Annotated in this window: 28 protein-coding genes; 16 read left to right on the top strand and 12 right to left on the bottom strand. The window is 63.3% G+C overall.

Annotated features, from left to right (window positions below; translation table 11 throughout):
• Positions 1 to 3 precede the first annotated feature (3 nt).
• The 4 genes from ftsY (at position 4) to NLY33_RS06360 (ending at position 4010) form a co-directional block, all read left to right on the top strand.
• On the top strand, positions 4 to 1989 hold the full coding sequence (gene ftsY / locus NLY33_RS06375) for a signal recognition particle-docking protein FtsY (RefSeq protein WP_023708754.1): 1986 nt from the start codon (positions 4 to 6) through the stop codon (positions 1987 to 1989).
• A gap of 61 nt (positions 1990 to 2050) precedes the next feature.
• Complete coding sequence (locus tag NLY33_RS06370; RefSeq protein ID WP_023687683.1) at positions 2051 to 2722, top strand: septation protein A; 672 nt, start codon at positions 2051 to 2053, stop codon at positions 2720 to 2722.
• A gap of 60 nt (positions 2723 to 2782) precedes the next feature.
• Positions 2783 to 3403 (top strand): pyridoxamine 5'-phosphate oxidase family protein, encoded by a 621-nt coding sequence (locus NLY33_RS06365; RefSeq protein ID WP_023706747.1) that lies wholly within the window; start codon positions 2783 to 2785, stop codon positions 3401 to 3403.
• A gap of 58 nt (positions 3404 to 3461) precedes the next feature.
• Positions 3462 to 4010 (top strand): NADPH-dependent FMN reductase, encoded by a 549-nt coding sequence (locus NLY33_RS06360; protein WP_023702607.1) that lies wholly within the window; start codon positions 3462 to 3464, stop codon positions 4008 to 4010.
• Between the two features lie 83 nt (positions 4011 to 4093).
• Here NLY33_RS06360 and NLY33_RS06355 read toward each other — a convergent pair whose 3' ends face one another.
• Positions 4094 to 4300, bottom strand: a complete 207-nt coding sequence (locus tag NLY33_RS06355) for a tautomerase family protein (RefSeq protein ID WP_023683852.1) — start codon at positions 4298 to 4300, stop codon at positions 4094 to 4096.
• 162 nt (positions 4301 to 4462) lie between these two features.
• Positions 4463 to 5383 (bottom strand): SMP-30/gluconolactonase/LRE family protein, encoded by a 921-nt coding sequence (locus NLY33_RS06350; protein ID WP_023706748.1) that lies wholly within the window; start codon positions 5381 to 5383, stop codon positions 4463 to 4465.
• Between the two features lie 284 nt (positions 5384 to 5667).
• Here NLY33_RS06350 and NLY33_RS06345 point away from each other — a divergent pair, with 284 nt between their 5' ends.
• Entirely contained in the window at positions 5668 to 5835 is a 168-nt protein-coding gene (locus NLY33_RS06345; RefSeq protein WP_023687680.1) for a hypothetical protein, read from the top strand.
• Positions 5836 to 6020: 185 nt separating this feature from the next.
• Here the strand turns inward: NLY33_RS06345 and NLY33_RS06340 are convergent, their stop codons facing one another.
• The 4 genes from NLY33_RS06340 to ccmA all read right to left on the bottom strand — a co-directional run bounded on the left by NLY33_RS06340 (position 6021) and on the right by ccmA (position 8413).
• Positions 6021 to 6602: a DsbE family thiol:disulfide interchange protein gene (locus NLY33_RS06340; RefSeq protein ID WP_023706749.1), complete on the bottom strand. Its 582-nt coding sequence runs from the start codon at positions 6600 to 6602 to the stop codon at positions 6021 to 6023.
• Positions 6599 to 6790, bottom strand: a complete 192-nt coding sequence (gene ccmD, locus NLY33_RS06335) for a heme exporter protein CcmD (RefSeq protein ID WP_023671735.1) — start codon at positions 6788 to 6790, stop codon at positions 6599 to 6601. Before ccmD ends, NLY33_RS06340 begins: the two co-directional genes overlap by 4 nt.
• A 122-nt stretch (positions 6791 to 6912) precedes the next feature.
• Positions 6913 to 7578 carry a heme exporter protein CcmB gene (gene ccmB, locus NLY33_RS06330; RefSeq protein ID WP_023687678.1) on the bottom strand — a complete coding sequence of 222 codons (666 nt, stop codon included), beginning with the start codon at positions 7576 to 7578 and terminating at the stop codon, positions 6913 to 6915.
• A 229-nt stretch (positions 7579 to 7807) separates the two neighbouring features.
• Positions 7808 to 8413, bottom strand: coding sequence for a heme ABC exporter ATP-binding protein CcmA (gene ccmA / locus NLY33_RS06325; RefSeq protein ID WP_023706750.1), 606 nt, complete (start codon positions 8411 to 8413; stop codon positions 7808 to 7810).
• A 285-nt stretch (positions 8414 to 8698) separates the two neighbouring features.
• Between ccmA and acnA the strand changes: the two genes are divergently transcribed.
• From acnA to NLY33_RS06310, 3 genes are all read left to right on the top strand, one after another.
• Positions 8699 to 11389 (top strand): aconitate hydratase AcnA, encoded by a 2691-nt coding sequence (gene acnA, locus NLY33_RS06320; protein ID WP_023706751.1) that lies wholly within the window; start codon positions 8699 to 8701, stop codon positions 11387 to 11389.
• Between the two features lie 462 nt (positions 11390 to 11851).
• Positions 11852 to 12631: a DUF1223 domain-containing protein gene (locus tag NLY33_RS06315; RefSeq protein WP_023706752.1), complete on the top strand. Its 780-nt coding sequence runs from the start codon at positions 11852 to 11854 to the stop codon at positions 12629 to 12631.
• Positions 12632 to 13241: 610 nt separating this feature from the next.
• A complete protein-coding gene (locus NLY33_RS06310) occupies positions 13242 to 13628 on the top strand; it encodes a DUF2794 domain-containing protein (protein ID WP_023683844.1) in 387 nt (128 codons plus the stop codon).
• A 112-nt stretch (positions 13629 to 13740) separates the two neighbouring features.
• Here the strand turns inward: NLY33_RS06310 and NLY33_RS06305 are convergent, their stop codons facing one another.
• The 4 genes from NLY33_RS06305 to NLY33_RS06290 all read right to left on the bottom strand — a co-directional run bounded on the left by NLY33_RS06305 (position 13741) and on the right by NLY33_RS06290 (position 18670).
• A complete protein-coding gene (locus tag NLY33_RS06305; RefSeq protein ID WP_023698867.1) occupies positions 13741 to 14322 on the bottom strand; it encodes a GNAT family N-acetyltransferase in 582 nt (193 codons plus the stop codon).
• A gap of 117 nt (positions 14323 to 14439) precedes the next feature.
• Positions 14440 to 15180 (bottom strand): Bax inhibitor-1/YccA family protein, encoded by a 741-nt coding sequence (locus tag NLY33_RS06300; RefSeq protein WP_023671726.1) that lies wholly within the window; start codon positions 15178 to 15180, stop codon positions 14440 to 14442.
• A gap of 239 nt (positions 15181 to 15419) precedes the next feature.
• On the bottom strand, positions 15420 to 17969 hold the full coding sequence (locus tag NLY33_RS06295; RefSeq protein WP_023708752.1) for an ABC transporter permease: 2550 nt from the start codon (positions 17967 to 17969) through the stop codon (positions 15420 to 15422).
• Positions 17969 to 18670, bottom strand: a complete 702-nt coding sequence (locus tag NLY33_RS06290; RefSeq protein ID WP_023709354.1) for an ABC transporter ATP-binding protein — start codon at positions 18668 to 18670, stop codon at positions 17969 to 17971. The genes NLY33_RS06295 and NLY33_RS06290 overlap by 1 nt, the downstream gene beginning before the upstream one ends.
• Positions 18671 to 18756: 86 nt before the next feature.
• Between NLY33_RS06290 and NLY33_RS06285 the strand changes: the two genes are divergently transcribed.
• Both NLY33_RS06285 and thpR read left to right on the top strand, forming a co-directional pair.
• On the top strand, positions 18757 to 19419 hold the full coding sequence (locus NLY33_RS06285; RefSeq protein WP_023706756.1) for an arylesterase: 663 nt from the start codon (positions 18757 to 18759) through the stop codon (positions 19417 to 19419).
• Positions 19420 to 19692: 273 nt separating this feature from the next.
• Positions 19693 to 20289, top strand: a complete 597-nt coding sequence (thpR, locus tag NLY33_RS06280; RefSeq protein ID WP_023683839.1) for an RNA 2',3'-cyclic phosphodiesterase — start codon at positions 19693 to 19695, stop codon at positions 20287 to 20289.
• Here thpR and NLY33_RS06275 read toward each other — a convergent pair.
• On the bottom strand, positions 20193 to 20720 hold the full coding sequence (locus tag NLY33_RS06275; RefSeq protein WP_023708751.1) for a low molecular weight protein-tyrosine-phosphatase: 528 nt from the start codon (positions 20718 to 20720) through the stop codon (positions 20193 to 20195). The two genes, thpR and NLY33_RS06275, sit on opposite strands and share 97 nt — an antisense overlap.
• 104 nt (positions 20721 to 20824) lie before the next feature.
• Here NLY33_RS06275 and NLY33_RS06270 point away from each other — a divergent pair, with 104 nt between their 5' ends.
• From NLY33_RS06270 to NLY33_RS06250, 5 genes are all read left to right on the top strand, one after another.
• Positions 20825 to 21121, top strand: coding sequence for a 4a-hydroxytetrahydrobiopterin dehydratase (locus NLY33_RS06270; RefSeq protein ID WP_023706758.1), 297 nt, complete (start codon positions 20825 to 20827; stop codon positions 21119 to 21121).
• Between the two features lie 118 nt (positions 21122 to 21239).
• Positions 21240 to 21602 carry a YkvA family protein gene (locus tag NLY33_RS06265; RefSeq protein ID WP_023706759.1) on the top strand — a complete coding sequence of 121 codons (363 nt, stop codon included), beginning with the start codon at positions 21240 to 21242 and terminating at the stop codon, positions 21600 to 21602.
• 313 nt (positions 21603 to 21915) lie between these two features.
• Positions 21916 to 22419, top strand: a complete 504-nt coding sequence (locus NLY33_RS06260; RefSeq protein ID WP_023671718.1) for an invasion associated locus B family protein — start codon at positions 21916 to 21918, stop codon at positions 22417 to 22419.
• A gap of 110 nt (positions 22420 to 22529) precedes the next feature.
• Entirely contained in the window at positions 22530 to 23762 is a 1233-nt protein-coding gene (gene rlmN / locus NLY33_RS06255) for a dual-specificity RNA methyltransferase RlmN (RefSeq protein WP_023671717.1), read from the top strand.
• A complete protein-coding gene (locus NLY33_RS06250; protein WP_023694539.1) occupies positions 23759 to 24226 on the top strand; it encodes a hypothetical protein in 468 nt (155 codons plus the stop codon). Before rlmN ends, NLY33_RS06250 begins: the two co-directional genes overlap by 4 nt.
• Here NLY33_RS06250 and NLY33_RS06245 read toward each other — a convergent pair.
• Positions 24198 to 24839, bottom strand: coding sequence for a LysE family translocator (locus tag NLY33_RS06245; RefSeq protein ID WP_023706760.1), 642 nt, complete (start codon positions 24837 to 24839; stop codon positions 24198 to 24200). The genes NLY33_RS06250 and NLY33_RS06245 overlap by 29 nt on opposite strands.
• 187 nt (positions 24840 to 25026) lie before the next feature.
• Between NLY33_RS06245 and NLY33_RS06240 the strand changes: the two genes are divergently transcribed.
• Positions 25027 to 26259, top strand: a complete 1233-nt coding sequence (locus NLY33_RS06240; RefSeq protein WP_023706761.1) for an argininosuccinate synthase — start codon at positions 25027 to 25029, stop codon at positions 26257 to 26259.
• Positions 26260 to 26281: the final 22 nt, after the last annotated feature.

Genomic DNA, 26281 nt, shown 5'->3' with positions numbered 1-26281 from the left:
AGCATGGCCGGTTTTTTCAAGAACATATTTTCGTTCGGCAAGAAGGAAGTCGTCGAGGAGCGCATCGACGAAACCGCTCCCCTGCCGCCGATCAAATGGGATGCGCTTGAGGCGCTGAAGCCGGCGGCCGAGCAGGTCGTTCCGGAGTTCTTGAAGCGCGAGGAGCCCGAGCCGCCGACGCCCCACCCTCCCCTCGATGGGGAGGGTCGCCACGAAGTGGCGGGGAGGGGTGAGAGCGCCGACGCCGGCGCCACTCACCCCCACCCCCAAGCTTCGCTTGGGACCTCCCCCATCGAGGGGGAGGTAAAGCCTGCGCCGCAGTCGGCGCCAGAAGAACCGAAGCCCAAACCCGCGCCGACCATCCCGCCCGCGCCGGAACCGGTCGTCCCATCCGAGCCGGAACCGTTGCCGGAGCCCGCGCCGGTAGAAGAACCGCAGCCTGAGCCGGAGATACCCGAGCCGCCTGCACCGGAAGAAGTTCCTGCGCCGCCAGCGGTTCCGGAGCCGGCTCCCGAGCCGCAGCCCCAAGAAGTGCCGCCGGCGCCGGCCGAGCCGGAGATCGAACCATCGCGTCCGGAACCGCAGCTGGAGCCCGCTCCCGTCGAAGCGCCGACGCCTGCCGAGACTCCAGCAGAACCGGCCGCCCCGATCGAAGTGCCGCAACCGTCCGCGCCTCCCGCACAGCCTACCTCAGAGGTCAGCGCCGCCCCTCATCCGCCTGCCGGCACCTTCTCCCCGTATAGCCACGGGGAGAAGGACGAGGCGCCCCACCCTCCCCTCGGTGGGGAGGGTCGACGCGAAGCGGCGGGGGGGGGTGATGGCGCCGACGCCAGCGCAAATCACCCCCACCCCCAAGCTTCGCTTGGGACCTCCCCCATCAAGGGGGAGGTAAAGCGCACGTCGGTTGAAGCTGTACCCGCGCCGGTCGAAGCCAAGACCATCGTTGCCGAGCTAGCGCCCGCGCCGGCCCCGCAACCTTCGCCACAGTCAAAACCAGCTCCCGGCAAAGTCACCGTCACCAAAAAGGTCGAGCAGAAAGCCGAGCCGCAAAAGGCGCCCGAACCGGCGCCGCGACGCTCCTGGTTCCAGCGCATGCGCGACGGGCTTGCCCGCTCCTCGAAAGAACTCACCGGCAACATCGCCGGCGTCTTCACCAAGCGCAAGCTCGACGAGGAGACGCTGCAGGATCTGGAGGACGTGCTGATCCGTGCCGATCTGGGCATGGAAACAGCCTTGCGCGTCACCGATGCCCTCGCTGCCAGCCGCTACGGCAAGGATGTCTCCGACGCGGATGTCCGCACCATCATGGCGGCCGAGGTGGAGAAGGTGCTGGCCCATGTCGCCATGCCGCTGGAGCTCGACCTGTCGCACAAGCCGCATGTCATTCTGGTGGTCGGCGTCAACGGCACCGGCAAGACCACGACCATCGGCAAGCTCGCCGCCAAACTGACCGATGGTGGCCTGTCGGTGATGCTGGCCGCCGGCGATACCTTTCGCGCTGCAGCCATCGAGCAGCTGAAGATCTGGGGCGAGAGGACGAAGTCTCCGGTCATCGCCTCGAAGATCGGCGCGGATGCCGCCGGCCTTGCCTACGACGCTTTCGAACGCGCCAAGGAGGCCGGCTCCGACGTACTGATCATCGACACCGCCGGCCGGCTGCAAAACAAGACCGAACTGATGGCGGAGCTGGAAAAGATCGTGCGCGTGCTGGGCAAGCTCGATCCGGAAGCGCCGCATACCGTGCTGCAGACGGTCGACGCCACCACCGGCCAGAATGCGCTCAATCAGGTCGAGATCTTCCGCAATGTCGCCGGCGTCAACGGCCTGGTGATGACCAAGCTGGACGGCACGGCGCGCGGCGGTATTCTGGTCGCGATCGCGGCAAAGCACAAACTGCCGGTCTACTTCATCGGCGTCGGCGAACAGGTCGACGACCTCGAACCATTCTCGGCCGGCGAATTCGCCAGGGCGATCGCCGGCGTAGCGTAACAGGCAATGATCCCGAAGAGCTGACGGCTTTTTGGACAAGATCATGCGTCAGAAGGAAGTCATGAACCCACCCATCCTCGAACGCGACCCGTCCGACCCGCGAAAGAAGAAAGAAAGCGTCAATCCGCTGCTCAAGCTGGTGCTGGAACTCGGGCCGCTGATGGTGTTCTTCTTCGCCAATGCACGCGGCGCCTGGCTGGTGCAGAAATTTCCTGTCCTGGCCGAATTCGGCGGGCCGATCTTCGTCGCCACCGGCCTTTTCATGGCGGCGACGGCGATCGCGCTGATCGCCTCCTGGCTGCTGCTGCGCACCTTGCCGATCATGCCGATGGTCTCGGGCGTCGTCGTCTTCATCTTCGGCGCGCTGACGCTCTATCTGCAGGACGACGTGTTCATCAAGATGAAGCCGACCATCGTCAACACCCTGTTCGGCGGCGTGCTGCTCGGCGGTCTGTATTTCGGCCGATCGCTGCTCGGCTATGTCTTCGATTCGGCCTTTCGCCTCGATGCCGAAGGCTGGCGCAAGCTGACTTTCCGCTGGGGCCTGTTCTTCCTGTTCCTGGCTCTTGCCAATGAAGTGGTGTGGCGGAATTTTTCCACCGACTTCTGGGTTACCTTCAAGGTCTGGGGCATCATGCCGATCACCCTGTTGTTCACCTTCAGCCAGATGCCGCTGATCCTGCACCATTCGATCGAGGATAAGGCCGAGAAGGTGGAAGAAGCCGGCAAGTAGAGCAATTCCAGGAAAAGTGTGAAGCCGTCCGGAATTGCGTCAGAATAAACGGAGACGGCCATGGAATTCGTCACCACGCGCGATGAACTGAGGACGATCTACAAGACCCCGCGGCCGACCGACACCTCGATGCGCAAGGAACTCAGGGCGCTCGACGGCCACTGCCGCTCTTTCATCGGCAAGAGCCCTTTCGTGCTGATCGGTTCTTCCGACGGCGCCGGCAATGCCGACGTGACGCCGAAAGGCGACAGACCGGGCTTTGCCCTTGTCCTCGACGACACGACCATCGCCATTCCCGACCGGCCCGGCAACAACCGGCTGGACACGCTGGAAAACATCCTGCTCAACCCTTCGGTCGGGCTGCTTTTTCTCATCCCCGGCATGAACGAGACGCTGCGCATCAATGGCGACGCCCGCATAACCGTCGATGCCGGTTTGCGCGAGCGCCTCACCGTCGACGGCAAGCAACCGCAAAGCGTCGTCGTGGTGAGCGTCAAGGCCGCTTACATGCACTGCGCCAAGGCCTTCATGCGCTCCGAATTGTGGAAGCCGGACAGCTGGCACGACCGCGCGACATTGCCGACGCTCGGTCAGATCCTGTCCGATCAGATGGCGCATGCCGAAACTGCCGACGATTTCGACCGCTCGCTGGACGAAGCCTACAGCAAGACCCTGTGGTAGATTTCGGGTACGATTCGCCATTGCGGTCCTTTGCCGGTTTCCCTAGCCCTGTTTCCCCGTGATCGAACTCCTCGCCATCTCCGGCAGCCTGCGCGCCGCCTCGACCAATTCGGCGCTGCTGGCGGCGCTGTCCGCGAACGCGCCTTCGGATTGCCGCGTAACTGTCTATGACGGGCTCGGCCTGCTGCCGATCTTCAACCCGGATGACGAAGGCGAGCGCACACCGGCCGAGGCCATGCGGCTGATCGAGGCCGTCACCAGCGCCGACGGCATCATCGTCTCCTGCCCCGAATATGCCCATGGCGTGCCCGGCGGCATGAAAAACGCGCTCGACTGGCTGGTCTCGCGCGACGCCGCCGTCGGCAAGCCCGCCATGCTGGCCCACGCCTCCGCGCGCTCGCTCTATGCCCGCGCCGCGCTGGCCGAGATCATGCGCACCATGTCGTTCGCGCTTTGTGAGAATGCGGTTCTGGAGATTGCCTTGCTCGGCAAGAAACCGCCGGAGCTAGAAGCGATCCTGGGAGAGGACGAGAACCTGCGGGCCATGCGCGAAGCGGTGCAGGTTTTCGCGAGTTTTATACGCGCAAACGTTGCCTCGTCATCCTAGGGCGGAGCAAGGAGCGAAGCGACGCGGCGCAGACCCTAGGATGACGAACGAAAGGGTGCGGCGCACCCCAACGTGCCGCAGTGCTACCCCTTCCGCAACGTCTCGACATCGGTCACACCGACATACCAGTCGCGCGCGTTGACCTCTTCGAACACCACCCAGACGTCGTCATTGCTAAGCCCGGTGGCGTCCATGATGGCCGCCGTGACCTTTTTGGCAATGTCGGCCTTCTTGCCAGCGGGATCAGCGGCGATCACTTCCTTGACGATGCGGATGTTGACGAATGGCATGATGTCCTCCCCTTGAATTGTGTCTGATAGCGCCGCGCCGCGGCTCCGAAATCCGCTCCGGCGAATCGCTTGTCGGTCGTTCCGGCGGCCGCCGCGCAACAGGCGCCGCGGACATGCGCAGAAACGCCATCAAGGGCCGCCAGAGAAGCGTTTCCAGCAACCTCAATACGTCTTCGCCCCGTTCACCATCAGCCGCACCATGTAGAGCGACGTGGTGCCGGCGATGTAGAGGCAGTTCAGCTTGTTGCCGCCGAACACGCAATTGGCGGTCACTTCCGGCACCTTGACCTTGCCGATCAGCGTGCCGTCGGGATCGTAGCAATGGATGCCGTCGGCGGCACTGGTCCAGATGCGGCCGGCCTCGTCGAGCCGAAAGCCGTCGAACAGGCCGGCCGTGCAGTCGGCGAACACCTTGCCGCCCGACACCTTCTTGCCGTGCTTGCCGACGTTGAAGACCCGCATATGCGCGGGGTTCTGCGCGCCATGGGTGCGGCCGGTGTCGACGACATAGAGCTGGCTTTCATCCAGTGAAAAGGCAAGCCCGTTCGGCCGGACCATGTCGGTGATGACGGCCTCGACCTCGCCCGTATCCGGATCGACCCGGTAGACATTGCAAGCGCCGATCTCGCTTTCGGCCTTGTCGCCCTCATAGTCGGTGTCGATGCCGTAGCTCGGATCGGTGAACCAGATCGAGCCGTCGGATTTCACGACCGCGTCATTGGGCGAATTCAGCCGCTTGCCTTTCCATTCGGCCGCGATGGTGGTGATCGAGCCGTCATGCTCGGTGCGGCTGACGCGGCGGCCGGAATGCTCGCACGTCACCAGTCGGCCCTGGCGGTCGACGGTGTTGCCGTTGGAATTGCCGGAGGGCTGACGGAAGACGCTGACATTGCCGTCGGTCTCGTCATAGCGCAGCATACGGTTGTTGGGGATGTCGGACCAGACGACATAGCGGCCGGCGGCGAACCAGGCCGGCCCTTCCGCCCACTGACATCCGGTAAACAGCTTTTCCACCTGGGCGTTGCCGTTGAACAGCCGCGCGAAACGCGGATCGAGAATTTCGTAATAGTCTGCGGTCGCCATGCATTTCCTCCGGCATCACGTGACGCGCGGATCAAGCCAGCCTGCGGGCGCGATGGCAAGGTGGCGCAGGCGCAATTGTAAGACAAAAGGTGCCCGGCCGGCATGGCCCGCCAGCCTGTCCGGCCGTTTATGGTGCTGTAGCGCTGTATTAACCCGCTATGCGCCCTGTGCAATGGTGCATTGCAACATCTTCTTTTTGCATCGCACCATTCCTATGTCATGTTGCGAACGACCAAGGGAGGAACAAATTCACCGCTGATATGCGGCACGAAAGGACCCTTGCTATGGCTTTTGACAACCTCTTCTCCCGCGCGCGCTCCTCGATGGCCAAGCGCCGCCACTACAACCGCCTCGTCGCGGAAATCGAAAACCTGACGAGCCGCGATCTGGCCGACCTGCGCGCCGACCGCTCGGAAATGCTCTACCAGGTCCACAGGCAGATCTACGGCTGAGCATTTCAGACCTCAGCGGGGCACCGCCCCCTCACCCGGATTGCCAAACCGAATTGCATGAGCAATTCGGGCAATCCGACCTCTCCCCCCGGGGAGAGGAGCTAGCCTGTGCCGATGCTTCCCTCTTCTCCCCCACGGGGAGGAGGGGGCCGCGTAGCGGCCCGATGAGGGGCATGGCGCCAACGTCAGCCCGGTGCCGCGAGCGCCTTTTCAATCTGCGGCAACAGAACATCCCTCGCCGACTCCCGTGTCAGCGGCCCGACATGCTTGTAGGCAATCTTGCCGTCCTTGCCGATGACGAAGGTTTCCGGCACGCCGTAGACGCCCCAGTCGATGGCCGTGCGGCCGGCCTCGTCGACACCTATCGCCTGGAACGGATTGCCGAGATCACCAAGGAACCGGCGCGCGTTTTGCGCTTGGTCCTTGTAGTTTAGCGCGGCCATGACCAAGCGCTTGTCCTGCGACAGCTGCAAGAGCACCGGATGCTCTTCCCGGCACGGCGCGCACCACGATGCAAAGACGTTGACCAGCGTTACCTTGCCGGCGAAGGCTTTCGAATCCAGCCCGGGCAGGTTTGACCCTTCCAGCGCCGGCAGGTTGGTCTGCGGCGCCGGCAGGCCGATCAGCGCCGACGGCACTGCCGCCTCATCGCGTCCCGACAAAAGCTGCGACAGGAACAATCCGGCGAGGCCGAGAAAAACCAGCAGCGGCAACAGCACGATCAGGCGGCGGCGCGGCGACGCCGGCGTTTCGGTTTCCGTGCTCATGGCTTGCTGGCCCCAGTGCTGGCCCCAGTACCGGCTTTGTCCGAGCGACGCCGCACGCCGGCCGCTTCGAGGTCTGCCAGTTCGCGCTTGCGGGTCCGCTGGTCGAGCAGGATCCAGCCGATCAGCCCGGCCAGCACGATCACCGTGATGCCATAGGCGGCCGCGACATAGAGTGCGTGTGCACTCATGCGCTTCGCTCCCCTTCCACCGTCACTTCGTCGTGCTCGATCATGGCCTTCCCATAGCTTTGCGGCTTTCTTAGCTTTGCGGCTGGGGCTTCGCAATTGATCGTCGCGCCGCAGCGGTCATATCAGTCCGTTCCATGCCGCAGCGCCAGTGCTGCTGCCACCGGACCCAGCACGGCAAGAAACAGCGTCAGCGCGGCAAGAATGAGGAAGGGCTGCAGGAACGGATCAGGGTCGGCCACCGCGCCGTAGCTCGCCGACACCCCGAAGATCAGCACCGGGATGGTCAGCGGCAACACCAGCACCGAGATCAGCAGCCCGCCGCGCGGCAGCGCCACCGCCACCGCCGCCCCGACCGCGCCGATGAAAGTGATCGCCGGCGTGCCGACCAGCAGCGTGAGCGCGGTGGCGCCGATGCTGAGCGGCTCCATGTTCATGAACAGGCTCAGCAGAGGTGCCGCAACCACCAGCGGCAGAACGCTGCCCGCCCAATGCGCCAGGCACTTCACCAGTACCGTCAACGCCAGCATGTGGCGGTCATTGCCCAGCACCAGAAGATCGAGCGACCCGTCTTCGCGATCGGCCTGAAACAGCCGGTCGAGGCCGAGCAGGCAGGCGAGCAGAGCGCCGATCCAAAGGATCGCCGGACCGATGCGGGCGAGCAGCTTCAGGTCCGGTCCGACACCGAAGGGGATGGTGGCGATGACGGCGAGGAAGAAGATGACGCCGGTGAGCGCTCCGCCGCCGGCGCGGACGGAGAGGCGGATGTCGCGCAGGAAGAGGGCTAGCATTGCCAAGCCGCGCCTGCGGTTTGATCGCCATCTTGCCGAAGGTGGCGTTCCTTCACACCCCCCTCTGTCCTCCCGGACATCTCCCCCGCAAGGGGGGAGATTGGCAGTTCCACTGCTGACGCCTCTTTTTCAATGCCGGTGATTGGCGAAAGCCGGCATGACATCTGATCTCCCCCCCTGCGGGGGAGATGCCCGGCAGGGCAGAGGGGGGTGGGCGGGAATGCCGACATCACCCTGTTGCTCCCATCCTCAATGCCTGTGCTACATCCAATCCCAGTGGCAAATGCGTCGCCGCGACAATGATTCCACCTTCTGCGCAATGCCTCGTCATCAGCCCCGCAAACCGCGCCTCCGAGGCCTTGTCCAGCCCAGCCGTCGGCTCATCCAGCAGCCACAGCGGCTTATGACTGACCAGCAATTTCGCAATCGCCGCCCGCCGCCTTTGCCCGGTCGACAAATATCCGAAAGGCAGATGGCCGATGCCGCCGAGACCAACCGTCTCCAGCGCCTCTCCGACACCCAACTGCCCATCGCCGTTGAAATCGCGCCAGAAGCGCAGATTCTCCGCCACGCTGAGCGCCGTCTTCAGTGCATTGAGGTGGCCGAGATAGTGGACCGCCGAAGCGATCGTCGGAAACCTTTCGCCGCCCTCGATGCGCACATCGCCTTGCGCCTTCGGTAGCAGCCCGGCGATGACCCTGAGCAGCGTCGATTTGCCCGAGCCGTTCGGCCCGGTGACGACCAGCACCTGGCCCTTGTCGAGCGCAAAACCGATGCCGGAAAAGACCGTCTCGCCGCCGCGTTCGCCGCCCAGATTTTCGGCAATCAGCCGCATGCCTGCCCGTCCCGAAAACTTTACCGCGCGATAGCTGCCGCATCGCACAAATTTGCTCCGCAACTGTCTAGAACTATTCCAGAAAATTCTCTATATGCGGGACATCCGTGCCAGCGGTCGGCACGGGAACAGAATTTGCGCCGAACCAGCGCACGCGCCGCCTTGAACGGCTCGGGTTGGCTGGGAACGGACAGCGGAAATGGCCGTACCCGCACCTTTGCGCGTGATTGCATGCCCATCGGCGTCCGTTCCCTTTCAGGCTGAACAGACAAGGACGGACCGCACGTGTCAAAATCCCTCGACAGTTTCAATTGCCGCCGCACCCTCACCGTGGGTGGCGCGGGCTATGTCTATTACAATCTGGTCGAGGCCGAGAAGAACGGCCTCACCGGCATTGCCCAGCTGCCTTATTCGATGAAGGTGCTGCTGGAAAACCTTTTGCGCAATGAAGACGGCCGCTCCGTCACCAAGGACTCTATCCAGGCTGTGGCCGGCTGGCTGACGGACAAGGGCACCGCTGGCGTCGAGATCGCCTATCGCCCGGCGCGTGTCCTGATGCAGGATTTCACCGGCGTCCCGGCGGTGGTCGACCTTGCCGCCATGCGCGACGGCCTCAAGGCGCTCGGCGGGGATCCGCAGAAGATCAATCCGCTGGTGCCGGTCGACCTCGTCATCGACCACTCCGTCATCGTCGACGAATTCGGCACGCCACTGGCCTTTGCCAGGAATGTCGAGCTCGAATATGAGCGCAACGAAGAGCGCTATAAATTCCTGAAATGGGGCCAGCAGGCGTTCCACAATTTTCGCGTCGTGCCGCCCGGCACCGGCATCTGCCATCAGGTCAACCTCGAATATCTCGGTCAGGTCGTCTGGACCAACACGGAAGACGGCGAAACCACCGCTTATCCCGACACCTGCGTCGGCACCGATTCGCACACCACCATGATCAACGGCCTTGGCGTGCTCGGCTGGGGCGTCGGCGGCATCGAGGCCGAGGCGGCGATGCTCGGCCAGCCGGTTTCCATGCTGTTGCCCGAAGTCATCGGCTTCCGCCTCACCGGCAAGCTCAGGGAAGGCATCACCGCCACTGACCTGGTGCTGACCGTCACCCAGATGCTGCGCAAGAAGGGCGTCGTCGGCAAGTTCGTCGAGTTCTTCGGCCCGGGCCTGTCCAACATGACGCTGGCCGACCGCGCCACCATCGGCAACATGGCGCCCGAATATGGCGCCACCTGCGGCTTCTTCCCGGTCGATGGCGAGACCATCCGCTACCTCACAATGTCGGGCCGCGAGGAAAGCCGCATCGCCCTGGTCGAAGCCTATTCCAAGGCGCAAGGCATGTGGCGTGACGCCGGCTCGGCCGACCCTGTCTTCACCGACCTGCTCGAACTCGAGCTCGACAGCGTCGTGCCGTCGATGGCAGGTCCCAAGCGTCCCGAAGGCCGCGTTCCGCTCGAAGGCATTCCGGCCGGCTTCGCCAAGGCGATGGAGACCGAGTACAAGAAGGCTGCCGAAATCCACAAGCGCTATGCCGTCGGAGGCACCGACCATGATCTCGGCCATGGCGATGTCGTGATTGCCGCCATCACGTCCTGCACCAACACCTCCAACCCGAGCGTGCTGATCGGCGCCGGCCTCTTGGCGCGCAACGCCAACCGGCTCGGCCTCAAGCAGAAGCCGTGGGTGAAGACCTCGCTGGCGCCGGGCAGCCAGGTGGTCGCCGAATATCTGGAAAAGTCCGGCCTGCAGAAGGAGCTCGACCAGATCGGCTTCAACCTGGTTGGTTTCGGCTGCACCACCTGCATCGGCAATTCCGGCCCGCTGCCGGCGCCGATCTCCAAGACCATCAACGATAAGGGCCTGATCGCCGCCGCAGTGCTCTCCGGCAACCGCAACTTCGAAGGCCGTGTTTCACCTGACGTGCAGGCGAACTATCTGGCGTCGCCGCCGCTGGTGGTAGCCCATGCTTTGGCCGGCACCGTCACCAAGGACCTGACCACCGAGCCACTCGGCGAAGGCCGCGACGGCAAGCCGGTCTATCTCAGGGATATCTGGCCGAGTTCGGCCGAGATCCAGGAGTTCATCGAGAAGAACGTCACACGTGAGCTATTCGCCCGCAAATATGCCGACGTCTTCAAGGGCGACGAATACTGGCAGAACGTCAAGGCGCCGGAAGGCCAGACCTATGCCTGGGACGACAACTCGACCTATGTGCAGAACCCGCCCTATTTCGCCGGCATGACCTCCGGTTTCGGCAAGATCGGCGACATCAAGGGCGCGCGCGTGCTCGGCCTGTTCGGCGACAAGATCACCACCGATCACATCTCACCGGCGGGTTCGATCAAGGCCGCTTCCCCGGCCGGCAAATACCTCACCGACCATGGCGTCGGCGTTGCCGACTTCAACCAGTACGGCACAAGGCGCGGCAACCATGAGGTGATGATGCGCGGCACCTTCGCCAACATCCGCATCCGCAACCACATGCTGGGCGAGAACGGCCGCGAGGGCGGCTACACCATCCACTACCCGTCGAAGGAAGAGGAATCGATCTACGACGCGGCGATGAGATACAAAAAGGAAGGCGTGCCGCTGGTCATCTTCGCCGGCGTCGAATACGGCAACGGCTCCTCGCGCGACTGGGCAGCTAAAGGAACGAATCTCCTCGGTGTCCGTGCCGTCATCGCCCAGTCCTTCGAGCGCATCCATCGCTCCAACCTAGTCGGCATGGGCGTCATCCCCTTCGTCTTCGAGGAAGGCACCTCATGGGCCTCGCTCAACCTCAAGGGTGACGAGCTGGTCGAGATCGACGGCATAAGCACCATCAAGCCACGCCAGACGATGATCGCCAAGGTGACCTATGGCGACGGCACCGTGAAGAACGTGCCGATCATCTGCCGCATCGATACGCTGGACGAACTCGACTACTTCAAGAATGGCGGCATTTTGCAATACGTGCTGCGCGATCTGGCCGCGTAGCGGCCAGGGCTTAGGCAGTAGGGATTGGGCGGTAGCGGGGAACGACATCCCCTACTCCCTACTCCCTACTCCCTACTCCCTACTCCCTACTCCCTACTCCCTACTCCCTACTCCCTACTCCCTACTCCCTACTCCCTACTCCCTACTCCCTACTCCCTACTCCCTACTCCCTACTCCCTACTCCCTACTCCCAGTCTTTCCAAAGCATTGCCCGACCCGATCGAAGCCCCGCCCTGTACGACAGGAGTAAAAACCGGCTGGGCTCAGCAAGATCTGCCCCACGCTCCTGATGCCATGCTCCCGATCGAACCGGGCGGTGAAGTGCTCCCCCTGTGATGGCCATGCCCATGGTTGCGGCAGCAAAAATTTCACCGCAACGTGACTTCCCGTTGACTGTCGCTTCTGCCACAAATCTGGGCAACCAGAACAAGGCCGGCGTCACCGGCGGGAATCGGAACGATCATGGCACCTCGACAACCTCTGCGGCTTGCGGCTTTTGCGCTGGCCTTCTCGGCGCTTGCCGGGACCGGGTTCGCCGAGGAATCGGGAACGACCCAGACCGACAAACCGCAGATTGACAGGCCCTTGGGCGTGGTCGAGCTGTTCACCAGCCAGGGCTGCAATTCCTGCCCGCCGGCGGACGCTTTCTTTGCCGAGCTGGCGGCCAAGGACAACGTCGTCGCGCTCGCCTACCACGTCAATTACTGGGACTATCTCGGCTGGCAGGACACGCTGAGCAGCAAGGACAATACCGACCGGCAATATGACTATATGCGCGCCTTCGGCACCCGCTCCGTCTACACGCCGCAAGCCGTCATCAATGGTCGCAGCCATGTCAACGGCGCCAGCCGCAAGGAGGTCGACGGCGCGCTTGCCCGCATGGAGAAATCCGGTGAAGGCATGCGGGTCAGCGTCATGGTCAGCCGCACCAGCGATCGCGTCATGATCGATGCCGGCGACGCCGGTAGCGGCCCGAGCGACGCCCATGTCGTCATCGTCTATTTCGAACCACCGCAGACGGTGACCATCGCCAAGGGCGAGAACACCGGCCGCAGCATGACCTACTGGAACGCCGTCACCGGCATCCAGACCGCCGGCATGTGGCACGGCAAGGCGCAGCGCTACGAATTGCCGATGACCGAGATCGCCAAGAAAGGCGGCTGCGCCGTGCTGCTGCAATCGGTTGGCAAGGACGGCCTGCCGGGGCCTATTCTGGGCGCGGCGTTTATTCACAAGCCTTAAGAGGCTGGTCCATACCTTTTGATATCGGCGGGACAGCACCCCCCTCTGGCCTGCCGGCCATCTCCCCCGCAAGGAGGGAGATTGGCAGCTTCGCCACATCCGCCATCCTGTCCCACGTTTGAGATTGGCGAAAGCAAACGCGAAATCTGATCTCCACCCTTGCGGGGAGATGTCCGGCAGGACAGAGGGGGGTGTGAAGGATCACGACGACAAGTGTCTGGCGCCGCCCAACAAAAAAACCGACGTCAGCTTGCTTCTGACGTCGGTCATTTAGGCTTTGGGATCGTCGCACCCGGTCTCTCCCTGAGGAAAGTCCGAGGTTGGTTCGATCCGACGCAGACCCGTGGGCGGGGGGCTTGGGGTTTACGAGCCGGTGCCGGACCGAACCGTCTCAGGCAACGCCGGTAAATTCGTCGGACATTGGGGCATGAGCGCGGATAAAAAAGGGCGGAAATGTGGCGAGGCATCACCAATTCAAACACCGCGTTTTATAAAAGTGACTGGACGTTGCGAAAACAGCGCGGTCCCGGGATGGTTAGCCGGGCCTTGCAATTCCACGGCGAACACGCCAACTTCTGCAAGCGAGATTCATTTTCAAAGGGATCGCGGGATGACCGATCGCAGCGGTGGGACGGAGGATGGGGACGCATCCGCAATATTGATCCCGCTGCACGAGGCGCGACGCGAACGCCTCGACCAGCCGGTCCGTTTCGACCGGCGTGAACTCGATGAGATCCTGAGGCTGTACGGACGCATGGTCGCCGCCAACGAATGGCGCGACTATGCCATCGATCATCTGTCTGATCGGGCTGTGTTTTCAGTCTTCCGCCGGGCCAGCGAAGTGCCGCTGTTCCAGATCGTCAAGGATCCGAAACTGGCGCGCCGGCAAGGCGCCTTCGCCGTCATCGCCGCCGGCGGCCGAATCCTCAAGCGCGGCCAGGAACTCGGTCGCGTGCTCAACGTCTTCGATGCTAAGCTGAAGATTGTCCAGGCCTAATTGAGAATTGGGGAATTGAAGAATTGAAGAATTGAAAAAAGAGGATGTAACGGTCGAAATACCGCCGGGTTTGTTGCTATTCAAATCCTCAATTCTTCAGTTCTTCAACTCCTCAATTCCCGCTCCTCAGGCTCTCACGAAACTTCCGCTCCGGCAGCGAATGCGGATCGGGCGGAACCGTTGCGCCGCCATTCAGCGACAGCTGCATGAACACCGTGTCAAGCCAGCGCCCATGCTTGTAGCCGGAGCCTTCCAGGCGACCGGAATGGCGAAAGCCGAGCTTTTCATGCAGCCGCACCGAGGCGCTGTCTGCATGACCGTCACCGATCACCGCGACGATCTGGCGAAAGCCCGCCATACGGCAGGCTTCAATCAGCGCCTGCATCAGCAGCAGCCCGACGCCCTGGCCCTTCGCATCAGGCGCGACATAGACGGAATCCTCTACGATGAAGCGGTAGGCCGGGCGCGGCCGGAACGCGCCGGCATAGGCGTAGCCGAGCAGCGCGCCATCTCGTTCCGCCACCAGATAGGGAAAGCCCCCCGCCGTCAGGCTGTCGAAGCGCCCACCCATCTCAGTGCGGCTGGGCGGCTCGAGCTCATAGCTCGCGGTGCCATGCGTCACGGCATCGCCGTAGATCTCGGTGATTCGGCCGAGGTCGCCTTCCAAGGCCGCGCGGATGGAAATAGTGCTCATGATTTATGCAGACGATTCATCTGCCTCCATGACAGCAAAGGCCGGCACAAAAGAAAAGGGCGGCCGTTGGCCGCCCTCTTGATATCAGCTGGTCCAGTTGCCTGATGGGAAGACCGCCTAGCGGCGATCGCCCATGAACTGCAGCAGGAACATGAACAGGTTGATGAAGTCGAGATATAGCCTCAACGCGCCCATGATCGCCTTGCGGCCGGCAACGTCGGCCTGATCGCCTTCGTAGTACATTTCCTTGATGGTCTGCGTGTCATAGGCGGTGAGCCCGGCGAAGATCAGCACGCCGATCGCCGAGATGGCGAAGCCGAGCGCCGACGACTGCAGGAAGATGTTGATCAGCATGGCGATCACCAGGCCGACCACGCCCATGACCAGGAACGAGCCGAACGCCGAAAGGTCGCGCTTGGTCGTGTAGCCGTAGAGCGACAGCGCGCCGAAGGCGGCCGCCGTGGCAAAGAAGGTCTGAGTGATCGAGGCGCCGGTGTAGACCAGGAAGATGGTCGACAGCGACAGGCCGACCAGGCCCGAATAGACCCAGAAGGTGGTTTGCGCCGCGGCCACGCTCATCGACTGGATCCTGAACGACAGGAAGAAGACGGCGGCGAGCGGAGCCAGGATGACCACCCAGCGGAAGGCGCTGGCATAGATCAGCGTGCCGAAAGCGGTCAGCTGTCCGTCGCCGGTGACGGCGAGCTGGAAAGCGCCCCAGGCGGCGACGCCGGTGATGAGGAGGCCAAGCCCCATCAAATTGTAGACCTTGAGCATGTAAGTGCGCAGGCCTTGGTCGATGTCGGCGCGCGCGCCCGGCACGGCCGAAGTCTGGTAGTTGCGAATGGGCTCAGCCATTGGAATCCTCTGTTGCTTCTGCCCCGTACGGTGTCAGGCCCTTTCGGACCTGGGCGCCGCTGGCGGGGCTCCAGCATGCCTGTGGCGAAATATGATGGTTCTTGACGTCAAGAACAAGACCGTAACGGGCTGCAACGCTTGGTGAATCTCCGGAAGCCGGTTTTCTTGGGCTTCCATGACTGCACATTACCAAGATTTAATCGGAAACGGCAGATTCGGCCAACCTTGCCGTTTTGGGCCTAGAGGTCGCGCAGCACCGGCGCCGCCTTGTGCCCGAGCACCCGCCAGGTGCCGGCAAGGCCGATGCCGACCGTGATCACCAGCGCAAACACCAAGGTCGCCACTGCCACCTCCGGCATGAAATGCGACGGCAACGTCATGATGCGGGCAACGATGTACCAGGCGGCGATGCCGCCGGCAGCCAACGCAAACACCGCGGTGGCCAGGCCGATCAGCATGTATTCCAGCGAAAACGCCGCGATCAGCGTGCGCCTCGTGGCGCCCAACGTCTTCAGCACCACGGCATCGTGGATGCGGGCGCGATTTCCCGCGGCGAGCGCGCCGGCCAGCACCAGCACCGAAGCGATCATCGCCACGCCGGCCGCGGCCCGGATCGCCGTGCCGAGCTGGCCGACCAGCCGGTTGACGACGTCGAGCGCGTCCTTGACCCGAACTGTCGTCACCGCCGGGAAGGCGCGGGTGACGGCGTTGAGCAGGCGGGCATCCTCTGCTGCCGTGGCATCCTTTTCGGTCAGCGTCGCCAGCCAGCCATGGGGCGCGCCTGCAAAAGTGTTGGGCGAGAACACCATGACGAAGTTGATGCCCATCGTCTCCCATTGCACCTCTCGGAAATTGGCGATCCTGGCCGTCACATTGCGTCCGAGCACATTGACGGTGACGGTATCGCCGAGCTTCAGGCCGAGCGCCTTGCCTTCATCGTTGGAGAACGAGACCAGCGGTTCGCCGCTGTAGTTCTCCGGCCACCAGCTGCCCTCGGTCAATGTCGCATTGGCCGGTTGTTTGGCGTCGTAGGTCAGGCCGCGATCGCCGCGCAGCACCCAGGCGCCTTCCGATGGCACATTGGCCTTGTCGACACTAACGCCGTTCAGCGCCATCACCCGGCCGCGCAGCATCGGCACCTTGACCAGCGTTCCCTTCGGCGCCTCATTGCCGATCAATGTCGAGAAGGCATCGACCTCGCTATTCTGGATGTCGACGAAGAAGAAATTCGGCGCCCGTTCCGGCAGACTGCCGGAGATCTGCTGCCTGAGATTGCCGTCGATCAGCGCCAGCGTCACCAAAAGCGTCAGCCCGAGGCCCAGCGACAGCACGACGGACGGCGTCAGCGCGCCGGGCCGGTGGATGTTGCCGATGGCGAGCCTGAGCGCGACCGAGCGCACACGCGGGCTTTTGCGCGCCACCCACTGCACCAGCGCACCGACCAGGCGCAACACCAGAAAGGCAAAGACCGTCGCGCCGACGAAGATCAAGGCGATGCGCCGGTCGCCGGAAAACAGGATGGCGAGCGCCGCCAAAGCGACCGCGATGCCGACCGCCGTGGCAAGATAGGGCAGGCGTGGAAAGCCTCGGCCCTCAAAACCCATTTCGCGAAACAGCGCGGTCGCCGGCACATCGCGGGCGCGGCCGAGCGGCAACAGCGCGAAGGCCAGCGTCACCAGCAGCCCGAACAGCGCGGCAAGAGCCAGCGCACCGGGATAGAAGCCGCCTTCAGCCGGCACCGGAATGACCGACTGGAGCGCAGCGCTGGCTGCAAACGGCATGGCGGCGCCGAGGATGAGGCCAAGCGCGATGCCGAGGCCGGCGATCATCAGGATTTGCACGAGATAGACGGTGAAGACGAAGCCGCCCGAGGCGCCAAGGCTCTTGAAGGTGGCGATGACGCCGCGCTTGCCGTCGAGATAGGCGCGCACCGCATTGGCAACGCCGACGCCGCCGACTACCAGCGCCGTCAGCCCGACCAGCGTCAGGAATTGCGAGAAGCGCTCGATGTTGGCCGACAGCGCCGGCGCCGCATTGGAACGCGTGCGGATCGACCAGCCGGCTTCAGGGAAATCGCTCGCCGCCCGATCCTGGATGGCTTTGAGATCGGCTTGGCTGGCGCCGGCCGGCAGCCGAACCTTGTAGGCATTCTCGACCAGGCTGCCCGGCTGGATCAGGCCGGACGCGGCAAGCCCCGCGGTCGAGACCATCAGCCGCGGCGCGAAGCCGAAACCGTCCGACACCGCATCCGGTTCGCTCACCAGCCTGGCCCGCAATTCGAATGTCGCGCTGCCGACCTTCAGCCGGTCACCGATCTCCACATTCAGCCGGTCGAACAACAGGTCGGGCGCGGCGGCGCCAAAGACGCCTGATTTCTCGCCGAACAAATCCTTTCTGCCAAGCTGCGGCGCGGTCTCGATCGCGCCATAGAGCGGATAGGCGTCGTCGACGGCCTTGGCCTCGACCAGCGCCTGGTCGGAGCCGTCTTCCAGCCGCGCCATCGAGCGCATATTGGCACTGTGCGACACAGTGCCGAGGCGGTCGAGGAAGGTGCTTTCGGCTGGCGTCGCATCGCGCTGGTTGAGCTGGAAGCGCAAGTCGCCGCCAAGCAGCGTCTGGCCCTGGTCTGCAAAGCCTGCGGTGATCGCCTGCGCCACCGAATTGACCCCGCCGATTGCAGCGACGCCGAGCGCAATGCAGGCAAGGAAGATCAGGAAACCCGACAACCCGCCGCGCATCTCGCGCAGCGAGAAGCGGAACGCGAGCTTCAGCGTCTGCGACAGTGGCATCAGGCCGGCACCTTGACCTGCGCTACCGGCGCATCCTCGATGCGGCCGGAGCGCATCGACACCTGGCGCGAGCAGCGCGCCGCAAGGGCCGGATCGTGCGTGACCAGCACCAAGGTCATGCCGCGCTCGGCCGCTTTGGCGAACAAAAGGTCGGCGACCTGCCGCCCCGTCGCCTGGTCGAGATTGCCGGTCGGCTCGTCGGCAATCAGAATGCGCGGCGACGGCGCCAGCGCGCGGGCGATTGCCACGCGCTGCTGTTCGCCGCCGGACAGCTCGCCCGGATAGTGGGTGACGCGATCGCTCAAGCCGACGGCCGCCAACTCCCGCGCGGCGACGCCGAACGGATCGGCATGGCCGGCCAGTTCCAGCGGCACCGCGACATTTTCGAGCGCCGTCATGTTGGGAATGAGATGGAAGGACTGAAAGACGATGCCTATGTTTCGGCCCCGAAACGAGGCGATCTGATCCTCGATTTGGCCGTTCAGCAATTCGCCGGCAATGCGCACCGTGCCCGAATCGACCCGCTCCAGCCCGGCCAGCACCATCAGCAAGGTCGACTTGCCGGAACCCGAAGGGCCGACAATGCCGGTCGCCTCGCCGCGCGTCACGTCAAGGCTGACGCCTTTCAGCACATGCACAGACGAAGCCCCTTGGCCCAGGGTCAGGGATATGTCTTTAAGCGCGATGACGGCTTCTGTCACAATTAAAGCGTCCTATATCAGGATGAAGGCTCTGCTTGCCGGAAGCCGTCGCCGGAAGAATTCCTCGGGTATATGGGGCCTGCCACATGTCTTTCAAACGCAAGATATCTTTCAAACGCTTGAATGCCGCAGGGCTCGTCTTTTTCGTCACCCTTTGCGGCGCCATTTCGTCGGTACGCGCCGAGACGTTCACCATCGTCGGGTTCGGCGACAGCCTGATGGCCGGTTTCGGCCTCGGGCCTGGCGATGGCTTTACCGACAAATTGCAAGCTGCGCTGCGCGCCAAAGGCCATGACGTCACCGTAGCCAACGCCGGCGTTTCAGGCGACACCTCGAGCGGCGGCTTGGCGCGGCTTGACTGGTCGGTGCCGGATGGGACAAGGCTGGTTATCCTCGAACTCGGCGCCAACGACATGCTGCGCGGCGTCTCGCCCAGCATTACGGAAAAGAACCTGGACGACATGCTGGCGAAGCTGAAAGCGCGCAAGATCGCGGTGCTTTTGGCCGGCATGCGCGCCGCTCCCAATCTCGGCGCCGACTACCAGAACGCCTTCGATGCGATCTATCCAAAGCTGGCCGCGAAATACGATGTGCCGCTCTATCCGTTTTTTCTCGATGGCGTCGCCGGACAGTCCGGCCTGCAGTTGGAGGACGGCCTGCATCCCAATCCGAAGGGCGTCGCAGTGATGGTCGAGCGCATCCTGCCCGCCGTGGAGAAGGCTGTTGCGGCAGTTCAGGGTGGCGGTTGAACGCCGGCCTGACGAGAATAACGCGGCGTTCGCCTCGCGCGAACTTTGAAACAAAAGACCGGGCTGCCGATGACCCGAGTCATTCATGCTGCGCTCGAAGAGCATATGCAGCATCTGGGTAATGCAAGCGCCGAAGCGGCACGGCAATAGTGCTTAGTCATCGCTTGGAGGCGCCTGTTCGTAAAAATGCCTGCAACCAACAAACCACTTGCCCCGTTTGACTATCGATGATTCGCTAGGGGCACAGTTCGATTCGAGGAAGGGAGGCTCACCATGCCGCGTCTTTTCACCGCCCTCGAAATACCGCGTGACGCCGCTCTTTCGCTGTCCCTGCTCAGGGGCGGCCTGCCCGGAGCCCGCTGGATCGATGTCGAAAACTACCATCTGACGCTGCGCTTCATCGGCGACGTCGAAGGCCATGTCGCCGACGAAATCGCCAACGCGCTCGACCGGGTGCACCGCCCATCCTTCTCGCTCACCCTGTCCGGAGTTGGCGCGTTCGGCCAGAAGAAGCCGCACGCCGTCTGGGCCGGCGTCTTCGCCTCGCCCGACCTTTCGGCGCTGCAAGGCGAAATCGACCGCATCTGCCAGCGGCTCGGCCTGCCCGCCGACCCGCGCAAGTTCACCCCGCATGTTACGCTGGCACGCTTGCGCAATTCGAGCCCGCTCGACGTCGCCCAGTACCTGTCGGCGCGCGGCAATTTTTCGACGCTGCCGTTTCGCGTCGGCCGCTTCGTGCTGATGTCGTCGCGCGATTCGGTCGGCGGCGGTCCCTACATTGTCGAGGAGGCGTGGCCGCTCTCCGGCGTCGACGCCCGCGCCACCAACCTCGTCGCCAGCGCCTCCGACGCTTCGCGGATCATGCGGTAGACCGAAGCGAACGCTTCGGCCCCGTCATAATAGGGATCTGGCACGTCGCGGGTTTTGCTCTGCGCAAACTCTGCCAAGAGATGAATACGTTCCCGCGCACCGGCCGGCGCCAACGCCTTGAGGTCGCGGACATTCTGCCGATCCATGCCGAGGATCAGGTCGAAGCGCGAAAAATCCTCCGGCCTGACCTTGCGTGCCCGCTGCCCTGATATGTCGATGCCGTGGCGGGCCGCAATCGCGATCGAGCGCGGGTCGGGCGCTTCGCCGAGGTTCCAGCCGCCGGTCGCCGCAGAGTCCAGCACAATATCGTCCAGCACCATGTCGCGGCCGCGCTCCGCCAGCACGGCGCGAAACACGCCTTCGGCCAGGGGTGAACGGCAGATGTTGCCGAGGCAGACGAAGAGTATGGAATTTATCGGCTTTACGCTCATTCGATATGCGCCGTTCGTGCATTTGGAAGCCCAAAACGCAAAGGACTTTTGGGCGACTTGCATTATGGTGAGGGTCGATATCTGGGATAGCACGGGAAATCATCATGAAGAGAGAGAAACTCAGCAAGGACGCCATCGCCGCCGCACTGGCCGAACTGCCTGGCTGGTCGCAGGCAGCCGATGGCGCCTCCATCAAGCGCAGCTTTGTCTTCAAGAATTTTTCCGAAGCCTTCGCCTTCATGACCCGCGTCGCGCTGGCCGCCGAGAAGATGGACCATCATCCCGACTGGTCGAACGTCTACAAGACTGTCGACGTGACGCTCAACACCCATGATGCCGGTGGTGTCACTGCGCTCGACATCGCGCTGGCCAAGAAGATGAATGGGTATGCTGGCGGCTGAACGCTGGGCGGCAACGCCAAATCGGCGCCATCCTCTTGCAGTGGACCGGGACTTTCACCACATTTTCCGTGGCGGCCGCGCGCAACGCGTAGCGCGACGGCCGGCAAGGAGAGGATTGATGGCGCAGCAGCCCGGTTTTGATTTCTTCGGCTTCGGCAGCAAGCTCAGCGACGAGAGTGAAGTGCGCGCCAAATTCTGGCGCACGGCCAAGAAGGCCGCCCGGCAGATTCCGTTCATGGAAGAGGTCGTCGCCGGCTATTATTGCGCGCTCGACAGGAAGACGCCTTTGCGTGCCAAGGGCATATTGCTGGCAGCGCTTGGCTATTTCGTGCTGCCGGTCGACGTCATACCCGATTTCGTCTTCGGCCTCGGCTTCACCGACGACATCGCCGTGCTGACCGCCGCGATCTCCACGGTAAGCGCCCATATCACCCCTGCGCACCGCAAGGCCGCCAAGGAGGCGATCGCCGACAAGAGCTGAATCGGCGTCGCGTTGGCAACTGGGTTCAGAAGAAATCCTCCGCTCAAACAGGACGATAGCGGCTTGGCTTCGGGTTCCGCTGCGGCCGTTGGAAAAGTCAAACTCTTGCCGCTTTCGTGGCCTCCAAGTCGCCGCAGGGACATTGCGAAAGCCGTTTTTTCAAGAAGCGGCGCGGAATGGCGGTGGTTTCCATGGGTGAATGTCCTTTTCCGAGGGAAATTCACCGTTTGGTAACCCAGATTAAATCAAAATGAAGCGACGGGCAGGACGCCAAGCCGGCCTGCCCCGCACCATTTGGAATACGGGAAAAGCGATGCGCGGATTGATTGCACTAGTCTCGAGCCTGGTCCTGGTGGCTTTTGCCGCGCCGGCGCTGGCGCAGCAGGCGACCAAGATCGGCCAGCACAATGCCTGGGGCACCTACAGCTACCAGGCGCAGGGCGGCAAGGTCTGCTATGTGCTCACCGTGCCGACCGACAAGCAGCCGCCGACGCTCGATCACGGCGACATGTTCTTCTTCGTCAGCCAGCGGCCGGGCCAGCAAGTGTCCTACGAGCCGCAATTCATCGCCGGCTACACATTCCAGGAAGGCTCCAAGGCCACCGTCACCATCGACAAGAAGACGTTCTCGATGTTCACCCGCGGCAAGTCGGCCTGGGTCGAGAACGCCGCCGAAGAGCCGGTGCTGATCGCCGCCATGAAGACCGGCACCGACATGAAGGTCTCGGCGAAGTCTGGCCGCGGCAATCCGACGACCTATGTGTTTTCGCTGAAAGGCATCTCGGCCGCGCTGACGTCGATCGCCAAGTGCAAGTAGGCTAGCGCGGTTCCCGCCGCATGACTCTCGCCGCAACCTGTGCTATGCGCCGCGCTTCTTTTCGGCACGATGGATGAAATCGGCCGCAATTCGCTTATATTGGCGCTGATATGACCCTTTCCTTCGATCTCACCACTGAGGGCGCACGCGACGCGTTGCGCGCTCGCGCCACGCCCGAGAAGCCGTCGCTGATCGGCCTGACCCGGGCCGAGCTCGGTGAAGCCCTTGTCAGTGCCGGCATCGTGCCCGAGCGCCAGGCGAAAATGCGCGCCCAGCAGCTCTGGCACTGGATGTATGTGCGCGGCGTCTCCGATTTTGCCGGCATGTTCAACATCTCCAAGGATCTGCGCGCCGAACTCGACAAGCATTTTACCGTCGCCCGGCCCGAAATCGTCGAGGAGCAGATTTCCTCCGACGGCACGCGCAAGTGGCTGTTCCGCTTTCCGCCGCGCGGTGCCGGCCGTCCCGTCGAGATCGAGACCGTCTACATCCCCGAAGAAGGCCGCGGCACGCTCTGCATCTCCTCGCAGGTCGGCTGCACGCTGACCTGTTCGTTCTGCCACACCGGCACGCAGAAGCTGGTGCGCAATTTGACGGCGGAAGAGATCCTGGCGCAATTGCTCACCGCCCGCGACCGGCTCGGCGATTTCCCCGACCGCGACACACCCGACGGCGCCATCGTCCCTGCCGAGGGCAGAAAAGTCTCCAACGTCGTCATGATGGGCATGGGCGAGCCGCTCTACAATTTCGAGGCGGTGAAGAAGGCGCTGCTGATTGCCTCCGACGGCGACGGACTGTCGCTGTCGAAGCGCCGCATTACGCTCTCGACCTCCGGCGTGGTGCCCGAGATCTTCCGCACCGGCGAGGAGATAGGGGTCATGCTGGCGATCTCGCTGCACGCCACCAATGACGATCTGCGCGACCTGCTTGTGCCGATCAACAAGAAGTATCCGCTGAAGGAACTGATCGAGGCCTGCCGCGCCTATCCCGGCCTGTCCAACGCCAAGCGCATCACCTTCGAATATGTGATGCTGAAGGACGTCAACGATTCCATCGAGGACGCCAAGGGGCTGATCAAGCTGCTCAAAGGCATTCCAGCCAAGATCAATCTGATCCCGTTCAACCCGTGGCCGGGCACCAACTATCAGTGCTCGGACTGGGAGACGATCGAGAAATTTGCCGACTACATCAACAATGCCGGCTATGCCTCGCCGATCCGCACGCCGCGCGGCCGCGACATCCTGGCCGCCTGCGGGCAGCTCAAATCCGAATCCGAACGCATGCGCAAAGTCGACCGCCTGGCGCTGGAAGCCATGATGATTGCGGGGCATGGCGAGGCGTGAGCCGCCTCTTCGCCTATATCCTCCGTTTCGCTGTCATCCTGTTCGGCTATGTCGTCGCCTCATTGGCGGCGAGCGCCTTTCTCAACGTGCTGTTCCTGGCTTCCGTCGGTTATATGCCGGACGATGCGCACCCAGCGGCGGCCGCGGCGCTGTATTTTTCGATCCCGTTCGTGGCGCTGTTTGTCGCCTATTTCGCTTTCATACCGGCGGTGGTCGCAATCCTGATCTCCGAGGTCCTCAGCCGCCGCGACTGGCTGTTCTATGCACTCGCGGGCGGCTTGGTGGCCGCGGCCTTCCTCGGCTTCGTCCACCAGAACGTGGATTTCGACGTCACCGAACCGCGCGCCATCGCCGCGGTGATCGGCTGCGGCATGGTCGGCGGCATCTTCTACTGGCTAAGCGCCGGCCGCTGGGCCGGAAGCTGGTGGCAGGCCGCTACTTCGCCTGAGCGGTCAGGATCTTGAGCGCGAAGGCCGAAAACACACCGGCAAAGAGATAGTCGACGACCCGCGTTACGCGCGGGCTGGCCTTCATCGCCGCCGAAAACCTTTCCGCGGCAAACACCATCGGCGCCGTCACAGGGATCGACAGCACGATGAACATGAGGCCGAGGGAGAACAGTTTTCCCGGCGCGTTCGGATCGTGAGCCGAGACGAACTGCGGCAGAAACGTCATGAAGAACAGGATGATCTTCGGGTTGAGCAAATTGACGCCGAGTCCGGCGGCCCAGCTGCGGAACAGCGAAATCTGCGGCCCGTTCTTCTTCTGCGGTGAAAACGCCGAGCCCTTGGTCATCGCCTGCCAGGCCAGGAACACCAGATAGGCGGCGCCGAAGATTTTCAGCACCAGGAAGGCCATCGGCGAGGCGACGATCAGCGCCGAGATGCCGACCGCCACCAAAGTTGTATGGATCAGCGTGCCGAACAGAGCACCCGCCAGCGAGGCAAAGCCGGCGGCGCGGCCCTGGCTCAGTGTTCGCGAGACGAACAGCGTCATATCCGGCCCCGGCGTGATCGCCAGGATCATGGTGGCGATGGCGAACTGGATCAGTGTTGTGGTGTCGGGAATGAAGGACATCGGTGCCCCTGGCGAATGATCGTCGGTCTATAACGCAGCCTCCCCGCTCACGCCAGCAACTGACTGGCGTCGCATCTGGTCCAGCGGCTGCGGCGGCCGGCGCCCGTTCATCCCTTGCGCTGGCCGGAAATGCCGTGATACCTCGCCCGCGAAACTCACGCGCGGAACCGCCAAAATGTCCCCAGCAATGCCCAAGACAAAAGACGTCAAGAAGGTCGTGCTCGCCTATTCCGGCGGTCTCGACACCTCCATCATCCTGAAATGGCTGCAGACCGAGCTCGGCGCCGAAGTCGTCACCTTCACCGCCGATCTCGGCCAGGGTGGCGAGCTGGAGCCGGCGCGCCAGAAGGCTGAGATGATGGGCATCAAGGATATCCGCGTCGTCGATGTGCGCGAGGAATTCGTCTCGGATTTCGTCTTCCCGATGTTTCGCGCCAACGCCGTCTATGAAGGCACCTACCTGCTCGGCACCTCGATCGCCCGCCCGTTGATTTCCAAGCACCTGGTCGAGATCGCCCAGGAGGTCGGCGCCGATGCCATTGCGCACGGCGCCACCGGCAAGGGCAACGACCAGGTGCGTTTCGAGCTGTCGGCCTATGCGCTGAATCCCGACATCAAGGTCATCGCGCCGTGGCGCGACTGGTCGTTCAAGTCGCGCACCGACCTGATCAACTTCGCCGAGCAGCACCAGATCCCGGTGGCCAAGGACAAGCGGGGGGAGGCGCCGTTCTCGGTCGACGCCAACCTTCTGCACTCCTCTTCCGAGGGCAAGGTGCTGGAAGACCCGTGGAGCGAGCCGCCGGAATTCGTCCATCAGCGCACCGTCTCGCCGATGGACGCGCCGGACAAGGTCACCGAGATCGAGATCGAATTTTTGAAGGGCGATCCGATTGCGCTGAACGGCAAGAAGCTGTCGCCGGCCGAGATGCTGACGGCGCTTAACGATCTTGGCCGCGACAATGGCATCGGCCGGCTCGATCTGGTCGAGAACCGCTTCGTCGGCATGAAATCGCGCGGCGTCTACGAGACCCCCGGCGGCACCATCCTCATCGTCGCCCACCGCGCCATCGAATCGATCACGCTCGACCGCGGCGCCGGCCACCTCAAGGACGAGTTCATGCCGCGCTACGCCGAGCTGATCTACAACGGCTTCTGGTTCTCGCCCGAGCGGCTGATGCTGCAGGCGATGATCGACAAGAGCCAGGAAGACGTCGAAGGCACGGTGCGCCTGAAACTCTACAAGGGCAATGTCATGGTCACCGGCCGGAAGTCAAAGAAGACGCTCTATTCCGACGCGCTGGTCACCTTCGAGGATGACCGCGGCGCCTACGACCAGAAGGACGCCGCCGGCTTCATCCGCCTCAATGCGCTGCGGCTGAGGACGCTGGCGGCAAGGAGCCGCAAGGGTGAACCAAACTAGTGTTCCAGGAAAACCCGGCGGT

The organism is Mesorhizobium sp. C432A (assembly GCF_030323145.1).
Taxonomy (GTDB): Bacteria; Pseudomonadota; Alphaproteobacteria; order Rhizobiales; family Rhizobiaceae; genus Mesorhizobium.
Note: the sequence above shows the minus strand (reverse complement) of the source record. Positions and strands in the feature narration are given on the sequence as shown.

Bases quoted from the DNA above. Each gene is read 5' to 3' on its own strand.
- thpR (WP_023683839.1), top strand. From the start codon at position 19,693: ATGCCGCGTCTTTTCACCGCCCTCGAAATACCGCGTGACGCCGCTCTT.
- NLY33_RS06275 (WP_023708751.1), bottom strand. From the start codon at position 20,720: ATGAGCGTAAAGCCGATAAATTCCATACTCTTCGTCTGCCTCGGCAAC.
- NLY33_RS06310 (WP_023683844.1), top strand. From the start codon at position 13,242: ATGACCGATCGCAGCGGTGGGACGGAGGATGGGGACGCATCCGCAATA.
- ccmA (WP_023706750.1), bottom strand. From the start codon at position 8,413: ATGCGGCTGATTGCCGAAAATCTGGGCGGCGAACGCGGCGGCGAGACG.
- NLY33_RS06370 (WP_023687683.1), top strand. From the start codon at position 2,051: ATGAACCCACCCATCCTCGAACGCGACCCGTCCGACCCGCGAAAGAAG.
- NLY33_RS06260 (WP_023671718.1), top strand. From the start codon at position 21,916: ATGCGCGGATTGATTGCACTAGTCTCGAGCCTGGTCCTGGTGGCTTTT.
- ftsY (WP_023708754.1), top strand. From the start codon at position 4: ATGGCCGGTTTTTTCAAGAACATATTTTCGTTCGGCAAGAAGGAAGTC.
- NLY33_RS06265 (WP_023706759.1), top strand. From the start codon at position 21,240: ATGGCGCAGCAGCCCGGTTTTGATTTCTTCGGCTTCGGCAGCAAGCTC.
- NLY33_RS06365 (WP_023706747.1), top strand. From the start codon at position 2,783: ATGGAATTCGTCACCACGCGCGATGAACTGAGGACGATCTACAAGACC.
- NLY33_RS06300 (WP_023671726.1), bottom strand. From the start codon at position 15,180: ATGGCTGAGCCCATTCGCAACTACCAGACTTCGGCCGTGCCGGGCGCG.
- NLY33_RS06295 (WP_023708752.1), bottom strand. From the start codon at position 17,969: ATGCCACTGTCGCAGACGCTGAAGCTCGCGTTCCGCTTCTCGCTGCGC.
- NLY33_RS06305 (WP_023698867.1), bottom strand. From the start codon at position 14,322: ATGAGCACTATTTCCATCCGCGCGGCCTTGGAAGGCGACCTCGGCCGA.
- NLY33_RS06355 (WP_023683852.1), bottom strand. From the start codon at position 4,300: ATGCCATTCGTCAACATCCGCATCGTCAAGGAAGTGATCGCCGCTGAT.
- ccmB (WP_023687678.1), bottom strand. From the start codon at position 7,578: ATGCTAGCCCTCTTCCTGCGCGACATCCGCCTCTCCGTCCGCGCCGGC.
- NLY33_RS06240 (WP_023706761.1), top strand. From the start codon at position 25,027: ATGCCCAAGACAAAAGACGTCAAGAAGGTCGTGCTCGCCTATTCCGGC.
- NLY33_RS06345 (WP_023687680.1), top strand. From the start codon at position 5,668: ATGGCTTTTGACAACCTCTTCTCCCGCGCGCGCTCCTCGATGGCCAAG.
- NLY33_RS06285 (WP_023706756.1), top strand. From the start codon at position 18,757: ATGTCTTTCAAACGCAAGATATCTTTCAAACGCTTGAATGCCGCAGGG.
- NLY33_RS06350 (WP_023706748.1), bottom strand. From the start codon at position 5,383: ATGGCGACCGCAGACTATTACGAAATTCTCGATCCGCGTTTCGCGCGG.
- NLY33_RS06340 (WP_023706749.1), bottom strand. From the start codon at position 6,602: ATGAGCACGGAAACCGAAACGCCGGCGTCGCCGCGCCGCCGCCTGATC.
- NLY33_RS06270 (WP_023706758.1), top strand. From the start codon at position 20,825: ATGAAGAGAGAGAAACTCAGCAAGGACGCCATCGCCGCCGCACTGGCC.
- ccmD (WP_023671735.1), bottom strand. From the start codon at position 6,790: ATGAGTGCACACGCACTCTATGTCGCGGCCGCCTATGGCATCACGGTG.
- rlmN (WP_023671717.1), top strand. From the start codon at position 22,530: ATGACCCTTTCCTTCGATCTCACCACTGAGGGCGCACGCGACGCGTTG.
- NLY33_RS06245 (WP_023706760.1), bottom strand. From the start codon at position 24,839: ATGTCCTTCATTCCCGACACCACAACACTGATCCAGTTCGCCATCGCC.
- NLY33_RS06315 (WP_023706752.1), top strand. From the start codon at position 11,852: ATGGCACCTCGACAACCTCTGCGGCTTGCGGCTTTTGCGCTGGCCTTC.